Origin of the sequence: uncultured Dysosmobacter sp. (assembly GCF_947631635.1) — a bacterium.
Lineage (GTDB): Bacteria > Bacillota > Clostridia > Oscillospirales > Oscillospiraceae > Oscillibacter.
On record NZ_CANRMB010000039.1, the window covers coordinates 1 to 11,254 of the forward strand.

11 protein-coding genes and 1 tRNA gene are annotated in these 11,254 nt (G+C 57.7%); 8 read left to right on the forward strand and 4 right to left on the reverse strand.

The features are described 5' to 3' along the window. Positions 1–120: 120 nt before the first annotated feature. The 3 genes from Q0Z71_RS15525 to Q0Z71_RS15535 all read right to left on the reverse strand — a co-directional run bounded on the left by Q0Z71_RS15525 (position 121) and on the right by Q0Z71_RS15535 (position 1,804). Positions 121–294: a hypothetical protein gene (locus Q0Z71_RS15525; RefSeq protein WP_298024728.1), complete on the reverse strand. Its 174-nt coding sequence runs from the start codon at positions 292–294 to the stop codon at positions 121–123. 167 nt (positions 295–461) lie between these two features. Continuing rightward, entirely contained in the window at positions 462–1,451 is a 990-nt protein-coding gene (locus Q0Z71_RS15530; protein ID WP_298024730.1) for a stalk domain-containing protein, read from the reverse strand. Positions 1,452–1,522: 71 nt separating this feature from the next. Next, positions 1,523–1,804, reverse strand: a complete 282-nt coding sequence (locus tag Q0Z71_RS15535) for a hypothetical protein (RefSeq protein WP_298024732.1) — start codon at positions 1,802–1,804, stop codon at positions 1,523–1,525. Between the two features lie 114 nt (positions 1,805–1,918). Here Q0Z71_RS15535 and Q0Z71_RS15540 point away from each other — a divergent pair, with 114 nt between their 5' ends. Beyond that, the gene (locus Q0Z71_RS15540) at positions 1,919–2,086 is read left to right on the forward strand and encodes a ribbon-helix-helix domain-containing protein (protein ID WP_298024734.1); all 168 of its coding nucleotides are present in this window, start codon (positions 1,919–1,921) and stop codon (positions 2,084–2,086) included. A gap of 925 nt (positions 2,087–3,011) precedes the next feature. Here the strand turns inward: Q0Z71_RS15540 and typA are convergent. After that, positions 3,012–4,835 carry a translational GTPase TypA gene (gene typA, locus Q0Z71_RS15545; protein ID WP_298024736.1) on the reverse strand — a complete coding sequence of 608 codons (1,824 nt, stop codon included), beginning with the start codon at positions 4,833–4,835 and terminating at the stop codon, positions 3,012–3,014. Between the two features lie 331 nt (positions 4,836–5,166). On the opposite strand from typA, the gene Q0Z71_RS15550 reads away from it, so the two are divergent. The 7 genes from Q0Z71_RS15550 to Q0Z71_RS15580 all read left to right on the forward strand — a co-directional run bounded on the left by Q0Z71_RS15550 (position 5,167) and on the right by Q0Z71_RS15580 (position 11,235). Beyond that, positions 5,167–6,333 (forward strand): phosphoglycerate dehydrogenase, encoded by a 1,167-nt coding sequence (locus Q0Z71_RS15550; RefSeq protein WP_298024738.1) that lies wholly within the window; start codon positions 5,167–5,169, stop codon positions 6,331–6,333. Positions 6,334–6,633: 300 nt separating this feature from the next. Then, positions 6,634–6,710, forward strand: a tRNA-Arg gene (locus Q0Z71_RS15555). 380 nt (positions 6,711–7,090) lie between these two features. Further along, positions 7,091–7,465: a hypothetical protein gene (locus Q0Z71_RS15560; RefSeq protein ID WP_287826077.1), complete on the forward strand. Its 375-nt coding sequence runs from the start codon at positions 7,091–7,093 to the stop codon at positions 7,463–7,465. Between the two features lie 99 nt (positions 7,466–7,564). After that, entirely contained in the window at positions 7,565–8,392 is an 828-nt protein-coding gene (locus Q0Z71_RS15565) for a ParA family protein (RefSeq protein WP_287826074.1), read from the forward strand. Beyond that, the gene (locus Q0Z71_RS15570; RefSeq protein WP_287826071.1) at positions 8,346–9,311 is read left to right on the forward strand and encodes a ParB/RepB/Spo0J family partition protein; all 966 of its coding nucleotides are present in this window, start codon (positions 8,346–8,348) and stop codon (positions 9,309–9,311) included. Before Q0Z71_RS15565 ends, Q0Z71_RS15570 begins: the two co-directional genes overlap by 47 nt. A gap of 247 nt (positions 9,312–9,558) precedes the next feature. Continuing rightward, complete coding sequence (locus tag Q0Z71_RS15575) at positions 9,559–10,449, forward strand: LPXTG cell wall anchor domain-containing protein (protein WP_287826068.1); 891 nt, start codon at positions 9,559–9,561, stop codon at positions 10,447–10,449. 6 nt (positions 10,450–10,455) lie between these two features. Beyond that, complete coding sequence (locus Q0Z71_RS15580) at positions 10,456–11,235, forward strand: class D sortase (RefSeq protein WP_287826065.1); 780 nt, start codon at positions 10,456–10,458, stop codon at positions 11,233–11,235. Positions 11,236–11,254 lie beyond the last annotated feature (19 nt).

Sequence of the window (11,254 nt, forward strand, 5' to 3'; positions counted from 1 at the left end):
CATGCGTTTTTCGATTTTTACTCATAGGTAAAACCTTTTTGGAACCACGCGCATAGCACGTGGTTTTCGTTTAACAATAAAAAAACCTGCCGCTGTGGACGCCCACAGCGGCAGGTTTTTTCACTTCATCAGCTGTTCCACATAGGCCCGCATCTCCTGCTTGGAGTGGACCGCCCGGACGCCCTCCAAGATCGCCTGCTGTTCCGCCTCCGGCAGACCGGCAAAGCGCTCCATGGCCTCCGGGTGCTGGGCCAGGGCCATGCCGAAGCCCAGGGGCAGCTCGTTTGCTTCCATCGCTCTCACCTCGCGCTTATAGCAAGCTTCCAAAATACTGACAACCGTTCGGAGGGGATAGGCAGTGCATGACCGCGTCGTCATCCTTGTCCTGCGCCGCCTCTACTCTCCTCCTTTGCTGCCATTATTTTGGAAGTTTGCTATAGTTTGCGCGGCACGGCGGGCGGTTATGCATCCAGGGACAGGAACAGGTCCAGCAGGTGGGCCAGGTCTGCGGCCCGGAGATAGGTGACGCCGTTCTCCTTCTCGCAGGGGCAGGTGAGGTAGTACGTGTCATCCGCCGTCTGGGCGGTCTCCGCCCCCGGCAGCACGGAGAACACCGTCTTGCCGTTATCGCTCACCACCGCGCCCTTTCCGGCCACCCAGTCCACCTGGTATCCGGCGGCCTCCGCCACGGCCCGGATGGGCAGGAGCACCTGGTTGTACTGGGACTTCCCCCTTACAGTCAGCGTCTCACCGTTTACCACCGTATCGATGGCGGCGCCATTCGCCAGGATATATCCCCGGTACACGCTGGGAAGCATCTGCACACGGCTGACCTCGCCGTCCGTTCCCCGCCATACCAGGACGCGGGTGCCGGGCACCAGGTCGTCCACGGTGACGATCTGCTTTGTCAGCCAGGGGGAGATCTGCGCCGTGACGGGAATGCGCAGGAAATCCGTCTTGCCGCCGCCGGCATAGGGCAGGTTTACCTCCGTTCTCGGGGGCGCGGGATATATGGCAATGGCGGCTGTGTGGTCCCCACCGGTAATCTCATAATACTGGGGCACGGCAAAGTCCGCCGGGATGTTGGCCACCACCACCGCGGCACCGGTCTGGGGCGGCAGGCTCATAGTCATGGCAGGACCCACCCAGGCGTACACCGTGTCGCCGTCCCGGATCTCCGCCGCGTCCATGGGCAGGCCGGAGACCGCGTCCACCACAGGGGTGGTCTCGCTCAGGTGGATGATGATCTCCTGGTGCAGGGCGCTCTTGTCCGAGCTTTTCAGAAAGAGACTGCCGCTCTCCAGCCGGGTGGCCTGACCGCAGACCTGGAGCGGAGCCAAATACGTGGGACCCATATCGCTTTCATCCTCCTCCGCAGCTGCCAACGCGGGCAGGCACAGCATGGCGGCGCACAGTGCCATAGACAGCAGGGCTTTGCAGCATTTTTTCATAGGAAGTTCTTCCTTTCCTCTGTTTGCCGGTTTAGACGGGACCGGCAGGAAAAATGTTCCCATAGATCATATCAAATTTCCCGCAGGATGTCCAGTCCGCCCAACTCCAGGCCGATCTGGAGGCCCAGGGAAAACTGAAAGTCGCACCGGTACTCCGCCAGGGAGGTCTGTGCGTCCAGCAGGTCATTGACCTCTACGATCAGGGCATGGTCGTTCTGATGGGCGTTCAAAAAGGCGCCCTCCAGGATATGTCGGCGCTGTTCCAGCAGCTGACACTCCGGGTCCGTCGTCAGCTTTTCCTGTTGATAGCGGTAGGCCAGTTTCTCCAAGATGCGCAGAGTATCGTTTTTCATATTCATCGCCTCCTATATGCTATATATACGCTATATATGCCCTAGTTGTCAAGAGGGAAAATGTGTGATATATAATTACCATATAGTGTCTATGTGGTGCATAAGAGGTGTGATATGGCTAAACCAACTTTGGTAAATCGAAAACGATTTATGTCCTCCTTAGCCAATGAGCTGGTGGAACCCTTCAATGAGCTTTCCAAAAAGACCCGGATCACAAAGACCCGGCTTTTGGATGAGGCCATTGAGGACCTTTTGAAAAAGTACGAGAAGAAGGATGGCTGAAAAGCCGTCCTTTTTTCTGTCCTTGTGAGGGTTTCCGCCTGCGGGCGGGAGGGGAAATGCCGCCTGCGGGCGGGGCGGGGATTTTTGCCCGGCCACGGGCCAGGGACGGGGATTTCACGCCACAGGCGTGGGACGGGGTTTTTCCGCCCGCGGGCGGGGACGGGAGTGTGCACGGCTTTGCCGTGCGGGAATGAACCCCCATTTTCTTTTCGGTTGCGCCGAAAAGAAAACGGCCGTTCACGGTCAAAAGAAAAGGCGCTTTGGTGTCCACAGTTGGCCCGTTAGGGCCAACTGTGGACAAGACGTGGGGTCCCAGAAAGAGACCGTTGGTGGTCAGTGCAAAATTCAGCGTTGGGCGCGGGCACGGCTTTGCTGAATCTTTTGGCTTTTAGCCACGCGAATGGAAATTGCGGGGACGGGCAAAGACTGCAAGGACCAGCTTCTCTTTCCGCGCTCCCCGCTTCGCTTAGCGCTGCCTGGGCAGTTGCGGTAGTGTGTAGCGAAGCGGAACACACGGGGCTTGTTGCTGAAAGCCTTTCGACGACCACCTCGAATCTGCACCCAAGCCGCCAACCTGCGGCGGCGCAGTTCTAAACTCGTACCAAGTCCAGCACACCCGGCAGAAGGCTTCCGAGCTTAGCGGCACATCTAACCACCAACCCCCGTCCGTCCACACTTGGCCCGATGGGCCAACTGTGGACACAAAAAAGCGTTTTTCTTTTGGACCGTGCACGGCCCGTTTTCTTTGGCGCAACCAAAGAAAATGAGGGGTGCATTCCCGTGCCGCAAAGCGGCGCATCCCCTCGTCCCCGCCCGCGGCGGGAAAAATCCCCGTCCCCGCCCCGTGGGCGGCCCCCTCCCGTCCCGCTCCAGGCGAGAAAAAAGCCCCCATCCTCCGCAGAGGACAGGGGCCATTCGCCATGATTTACTTTTTGCTGTGCAGCGCCTTCATGCGCTTCTCATGATCCAGAATGCTCTTGCGCATCCGCAGGCTCTTGGGCGTGACCTCCAGCAGCTCGTCGTCCGCCAGGAATTCCAGGCACTGCTCCAGGCTCATCTGCTTGGGCGGCACCAGCCGCAGGGCCTCGTCGGAACCGGAGGCACGGGTGTTGGTCAGCTGCTTTTTCTTGCAGACATTCACCGTCATATCCTCGCTCCGGGGGCTGACGCCGATGACCATGCCGCCGTACACCGCCACGCCTGCGCCGATAAACAGGGTGCCCCGCTCCTGGGCATTGAACAGGCCGTAGGTGATGGATTCGCCGGTCTCAAAGGAGATGATGGAGCCGTTGCCCCGGCGGGAGATCTCGCCCTTGTAGGGGGCGTAGGAGTCGAACACGGAGGCCATGATGCCCTCGCCCCTGGTGTCGGTCAAAAACTCGTTGCGGTAGCCGAACAGGCCCCGGGCGGGGATCAGGAACTCGATCTTCATGCGGTCGCCCAGGGGGGTCATCTCCAGCATGTCGGCCTTGCGCTGGCCCAGCTTTTCGATGACGGAGCCCACACAGTCGCCGGGCACGTCCACCACCAGCCGCTCGATGGGCTCGCACTTCTTGCCGTCGATCTCCTTGTACAGCACGCGGGCGGGGGAAACCTGGAACTCATAGCCCTCCCGGCGCATGGTCTCGATCAGGATGGACAGGGACATCTCGCCCCGGCCCGCCACATTGAACGCCGTCTCCTTGTCGGTGTCGGTGACCCGGAGGGACACATCCTTCAGCGTCTCCCGGTACAGGCGCTCCCGGATCTGGCGGGAGGTGACGAACTTGCCCTCCCGGCCCGCGAAGGGGGAGTCGTTGACGGAGAAGGTCATCTCCAGGGTGGGGGCGCTGATCTTCACAAAGGGCAGCGCCTCCACGCAGTCGGGTGCGCAGATGGTGTCGCCGATGGTGATGTCGCCGATGCCGCTCATGGCGATGATGTTGCCCGCGGTGGACTCGGTGACCGCCTTGCGGCTCAGGCCGTCAAACTCATAGATGGCGGTGGCCTTGGCCTTGCGGAGCACGGCCTCGGGATCGTGGTAGTTGCACACGGCGATCTCCTGATTCTGCTTCAGGGTGCCTCGCTCGATGCGGCCGATGGCGATACGGCCCACGAACTCGTTGTAGTCGATGGCGGAGACCAGCATCTGGAAGGGCTGGTCCACATTCGCCTCGGGGGCGGGGATATACTCCAGGATGGTCTCAAACAGGGGGGTCAGGTCGCTGCCCGCCACATCGGGGGAATAGCTGGCGGTGCCCTGCCGGCCGGAGCAGAACAGCATGGGGGAATCCAGCTGCTCGGGGGTGGCGTCCAGGTCCATCAGCAGCTCCAGCACCTCGTCCACTACCTCGTGGATGCGCTGGTCGGGGCGGTCGATCTTGTTGACCACCACGATGACCCGGTGGCCCAGCTCCAGGGCTTTGCTCAGCACGAAGCGGGTCTGGGGCATGGGACCCTCGGCGGCGTCCACCAGCAGGATGACGCCGTTGACCATCTTCAAAATGCGCTCCACCTCGCCGCCGAAGTCGGCATGGCCCGGGGTGTCCACCACGTTGATCTTGGTATCCTTATACTGGACGGCGGTGTTTTTTGCCAGAATGGTGATGCCGCGCTCCCGCTCCAGATCGCCGGAGTCCATGACGCGCTCCACCGTCTCCTGGTTCTCACGGTACACGCCGCCCTGCTTCAGCATCTCGTCCACCAGGGTGGTCTTGCCGTGGTCGACGTGGGCGATGATGGCTACGTTTCTCAAATGTTCGTTCTGCATTTGGAACATCCCTTTCTTTCTCGAAGGTATTCAAGCAAATTTCACATACAGTCCGTTATTATAGTCTGATTTTTCCCATATTTCAAGGTAAAAGTCCACATTTTTTCAGAATTTCAGGCCTTTTTATCCGGCAGAACTGCTATCCCTCAAATGTGACACCTTTTTCACCAAAGATTTGTGTCCGCCAGCGGCGTTTTTTGGTCCTCCGTACGTTGACACCGCTCTTTCCGCAATTTTATAATAAAAGAGCTGTGGCGGAAGCGGCGCCAGCGCCGCACGTTCCGCTGCAAGTATCGTGGTCCGCTGGGACCACCCAGGAGGCATTTGTGCCATGTATCGCATCAAGACATTCAATAAAATTTCCCCTGTCGGCCTGAACAAATTCGACCCGGAGCTCTACACGGTCAGCGATGACGAGCCCTGCGCGGACGGCATTCTGGTCCGCTCCGCCAAGCTGCTGGACTATGAATTCCCCTCCAGTCTGCTGGCCATCGCCCGGGCAGGCGTGGGTGTGAACAATATCCCGCTGGACCGCTGCTCCGAGGCGGGCATCCCTGTATTCAACACCCCCGGTGCCAACGCCAATGCCGTGAAGGAGCTGGTGCTCTGCGCCATGCTGATGGGCTCCCGGGACGTGGACGGCTCCATCCGCTGGGTCCGGGACCAGGTGGCCTCCGGCGTGGATGTGACCACGGTGGTGGAAAAGGGAAAGTCCGCGTTCATCGGCCCGGAGATCTACCGCAAGACGCTGGGCGTCATCGGCCTGGGCGCCATCGGCTCCCTGGTGGCCAATATCGCCATCGCCCTGGGCATGGACGTATACGGCTACGATCCCTTCCTGTCCGTGGACGCCGCCCTGCGTCTGGACCGCCACATCCATGTGGTGAAGGACATCAACGAACTGTACAAGCGGGCCGACTATATCACCATCCACATCCACTTTACGAATAAGACCAAGGCCATGATCAACGCCGACGCCATCTCCAACATGAAGCGGGGCGTCCGGTTCATCAACCTGGCCCGGGGCGAGATCGTGGATGACGACGCCATGCTGGCGGCGCTGGACACCGGCAAGGTGGCCGCCTACATCACCGACTTCCCTAACAACCGCATCGTCCAGGCCCCCCATGTCATCGCCATGCCCCATCTGGGCGCCTCCACGCCGGAGAGCGAGCAGAACTGCGCAGCCATGGCCGTAGACGAACTGCGGGACTATTTGGAAAACGGCAATATCCGCAACTCCGTGAACCTGCCGGACGCCTCCCTGGAGCGGAGCGGCGTCATGCGGATGTGCATTCTGCACCGAAACGTCCCCGCCATGCTGGCCAGCATCACCGCCCTGTTCGCCAAGGACAATGTGAACGTGGAAAACATGAGCAACCGCACGCGGGGCGACTATGCCTACGCCATCGTGGACCTGGGCACCCGCATCGATCATTCCGTTGTGGAAGATGTCAAGCGCCTGCCCAACATCATCCGGGTGCGCGTCATTGCGTAACAATATTTTAAGGCCGCCGCAAATGCGGCGGCCTTTTTTCATTGACAGCCGGGCCGGAAACAGGTACAATACAAGTTGCTGGGGCATGGATCCGTCTCGGTAGCTCAGCTGTATAGAGCGGTCGCCTCCTAAGCGGAAGAAGGGTCTCCCGCTTAGGAGTTTCAAAAAAATGAATATTGTGTATATGCCCTGGTAGCGTAGTGGATAACGCAACCGCCTCCTAAGTAGGGAATAGAGCGCCCCACTCCGGAGACATAAGCGTACCGTTTCGAGTTCGATTCCAATCCGTCAATTCCATTCGCCCGCGTAGCTCAGTTGGATAGAGCGACTGCCTCCTAAGCAGTAGGCCAGAGGTTCAAGTCCTCCCGCGGGTGCCATTAGCAGCACAAAATCTTCGGAAAACCGAAGATTTTGTGCTTTTTCTATAACTTTTTGAATCTCATAAGAAAACGCCATATTTCTCGCTAGAATGGTGGGTGCTCAATTTTATATTTTTTGCTAATCATTATTACTTCCAGACTCACTTTGAACTACATACCGTTTTCCGTCCGAAACCTTGCTAATCAATTAGCAAGGTTTTTTGCTTTTCCATCGAAATTAAGAGGTGTTTTGCTAATCGGGCAAAAAAACTGCACGATCCCCTGCTAATGGAAAAATAGAGCGGTTTCCGGTCTGAGTATTTTCACCCTGCCCAAAAGCCTACATAGCCGTCTATATCCCTTTTGACAGCTATGAGTTTACAGTAGGAGGACAAGCCATGAAGTGGAAAAAGGACGAGGCTCAGAACAGAAAGATTGAGACGCTGGTCAGCGAGGTTCGCAGCGCCGCCAGCGAAAGCACGGAGGCTCTATGGAACGCTTTTCTGGAGATCGGAGACCTAGACATGGTGCGGGCCATGGAGAAAGCCCTGCGGCTCCTGGTGAGCCATGGCGACTACATTGGAGCCATGAAGATGTTGGAGGGCATATACGCCCTTGTGGAGATCGCCCCGTCAGAGGATTTCACCGACTGTCAACAGCACTCTGCCCTGGCACAGATGTTCATGGAGGAATATCTGGCAAAGAGTGAGGACTTTATCTTCGACACAGGCATGAATGATGTGCTGGCACTTCTCACAAGCGAAAGGCCGTAAATTCCTAGTGGGCCATCGGCCCACTTTACATAGTCGTTGCGCTGCTACAAGCGCCACATACGGCTATAACTACAACTGAAGAAATGGAGGTAGCAGCCTATGGACAAGTGCAAAGTAATTGCCATCACCAATCAAAAGGGCGGTGTCGGTAAGACAACCACGGCGGTCAATTTGGGCGTAGGACTGGCACAGCAGGGGAAAAAAGTTTTGCTTGTGGACGCGGATCCCCAGGGAAGTCTTACGGTGAGCCTTGGCGTTAAGAACCCGGATGACCTTGAAACAACCATCTCCGATCTGATGCAAGTCGTTGTAGACAATGGTATCCTCTCACCACGAGACAGGGGCATCTTAAAAAATATTGAAGGGGTCGATTTGGTGCCCTCCAACATCGGCCTGTCCGGCTTTGAAGTAAGTCTTGTGAACACTATGAGCCGGGAATTTGTGCTGCGTAGTTACCTGGGCGCAGTCAAACGGGATTATGATTACGTTCTGATCGATTGTATGCCCTCACTGGGTATGCTGACCATCAACGCTTTGGCAGCGGCGGACAGCGTTCTTATCCCATGTCAGGCCAACTATCTGTCCACCAAGGGCTTGAAGCTGTTGATGGGATCGGTAGCCAAAGTACGGCGGCAGATCAACCCAACGCTGAAAATCGACGGCGTCCTGCTGACTATGGTGGATAACCGTACTAACAACACGAAAAACATCATTGCAGCCCTGCGGCAGACTGGGAGCAATCTCCGGGTATTGAATACAGAGATACCCTTCTCTGTCCGGGCAGCAGAGTGTAGCGTGGAGGGCAAGAGCATTTTCACCCATGACAGCAGAGGGAAAGTAGCCGCAGCATATATCGCGCTTGTGGAGGAGGTGAGCATCCTTGAGCAAAGGAGCCGCAATCGACCTGGGGCTGAACGAGGCTTATAACGACCTGTTCTCTACCCAGGAAGAACGTGACAACGCCCAGCGCAGCTATGTGACCGACCTGACTGCCGCGGAGATCAGTGACTTTCCCAATCACCCATTCAAGGTGCGGATGGATCAAAGTATGGTGGAACTGGCGGACAGTGTAAAGCAATATGGCGTCCTGGTCCCATCACTGGTCCGTCCCATGCCGAACGGCAGTTATCAGATGGTGTCCGGCCACCGGCGCAAGCGGGCGGCGGAGCTGGCAGGCCTGCCTACTGTGCCCTGTATTATCCGGGAGCTGACGGACGATGAAGCCATCATTGTTATGGTGGACAGCAACCTTCAGCGGGAACAGATATTGCCGTCAGAAAAGGCGGTTGCCTATAAAATGAAACTGGAAGCCATGAAACGGCAAGCTGGCAGACCGAGCAAAAATAATTCGGCCCCAGTGGGGCCGAATTTATTGGGCACACGATCTAACGAAGAACTGGCCTCCCAAAGTCCTGATAGCAAAACCCAAATCCAGCGATATATCCGCCTAACCAACCTTATCCCGGAATTGCTGGACATGGTGGATAATTCTGTGCTGAAAGAAGCCGGCAAGTTGCAAATGGCCCTGCGCCCCGCCGTGGAGCTGTCCTATCTGTCGGAGGCCGAGCAGACCGCCTTGCTGGAGGTCATGGAGGGAGAAATCCGCACCCCATCCCATGCCCAGGCCATCAAAATGCGGAGCATTTCCGAGCAAGGCAAGTTGAACCCTGATGTGATCCTCTCCATCATGCAGGAGGAAAAGCCAAACCAGGTGGAGCAATTCAAAATGCCCAAGGCACGGATCGCCAAGTTCTTTCCTGCGGGGACGCCCGCGCAGAAAATGGAGGACACCATTGTGAAGGCTTTGGAGTTGTACCGCAAGCGGGAGAGGGCGATGGAACGATGAACGCCACACCTGGGGGATGTTCTGTCCTTTTGCGGCCCCGGTACGCCTGCCGCTCCCCCCCCTCTCACACTCTCCCCCGAAACCCGCTGTACCAGCCGAAAAGAAAGGCTTTGTCTATCCTTTTTCAGCCGGTAAAAACCTTTGGAGAACAGCGCGCAAGAAAACCGAACACAGGCATTATCGGACCTCATGGCGTGCCATGAGGATTTTTTGTGCTCAAAATCAAAAACATGGAGGTAGTTTTGTTATGAAGCGGAAACCCCTGACCCACGCGGCCCGGCTGCTGTGCGCCCTGGCTCTTTCCTTGAGCCTGGCCCCTGCCGCCTTTGCCGCCGACCCGTCTGAACCCACCCAGCCGTCCCCCTGCTATCCCACCGCCGTCACCCGGAGCGAGGATGGTACTGAGATCAGGAAGATGTACGACCTGGGGCCGGAGGATGACCCCGGCGGCATCCCCCGGTCCGACTTTGAACAGGACGGCTACCACTACACTCTCACGGACCTGCTGAAACAGGAGCTCCCCGCCAATGAGAGCCGCCAGCACACGGAAACCGTGTCCATGAACAGCAAGAGCAAGGATATGGGCGCGGTGCTGGCCCTGCTGCCGCAGACAAAGGAGTTTATCACAGAGGACGGCCTGTCCGGGGTGCTGACCCTGAAACTGGATACGGTGAAGGTGGAGGTGGCCGGATATGGCAGCTCCACCAAAACCGTGACCGCTACCCGCACCTACCCCGGCCTTGCCAACCAGGACACGCAGTATATCCCCAAAACCATCCAGGACGGCGGAAATTCCATGACCCTCCAAGCTGTGGACTGGCAGACTGAGGGGGACGGCCACTTTACCGCTATGGCCTCCTACACCGGCTCCGCTACCAGCTCCTATGTGAAGGGCTATACCGTCACCGCTGACTACGCGGGCACCGTGAGCCGTATCAACCTGAATAAAATCCGCTATGTGGCGATCTTCGAGGGCACAGCCCTGGACCCCGTCCCCAGCACCCCCGCTGACCAGACTGACCCCACCGGGCAGGAGGCCCAGACCGGAGAGAAGAACAGCGTCCTGCCGGTTGTGGCTGTTGTCGCAGCGGTGCTGCTTGGAGGCGGGGTGTTCTACTTTATCAAGCGACGGAGGTAATGCAATATGAAGAAACTGACCATGCTTTTGTCCCTGCTGTGCCTGACCGCGGCCCTGACTGTTCCCACCAGCGCATTGGAATACGACATCGCCGCCCCTGGCGGCCCGGAGTACGGCAAGCCTACTTCGGTGGAGCCTGTTGCCACGGCGGACCGGGGGGAGCGGCCCAATGTGGATGTGAGCAAAAACGCAGCTCTAGTCCCGCCTGCCTTTGGCAGCCCCACCGCCTACACCCTGAATACCGGCACTCCACTGACCCCCAATCTGGCCCCCGGCTATATGCTGGGTGATGGTGCCGTTATCAATGGTAGTAGCAGCACCACTATTGTACCGCCTGATGATGACGCCTTTCCCAATGGCGGCACAGGCTTTGGATGGACGGATGTAACTGGCGATCTCTACTATTCCGGTGGTTGGCTGGGGACGCTGAAAATTCCGGCTATTGATTTGTCCGTCAAAGTGTACCAGGGCACCGACAGTTCTACCCTGAAGAAAGGAGCAGGCCATTTTCCGGACACCAGTATTTGGAATGGCAACTGCTGTATCGCCGGGCATAACCGAGGTGTCCGGGATGACTTTGGAGACCTGCATACTCTGGACCCAGGAGATACCATCACCTGGACTACCAAACTGGGAACCAGGACCTATGAGGTCATTTCTGTAACCAAGGTTCTGGAAACGGACACCAGCGGCGTAGCCGCTACCAGCGATAACCGCTTGACTCTTTATACATGTGTGCGGGATCAACGAGACTACCGTTGGATGGTCCAGGCCATAGAGCGATAATTCCCTTTTTTCGCCTATT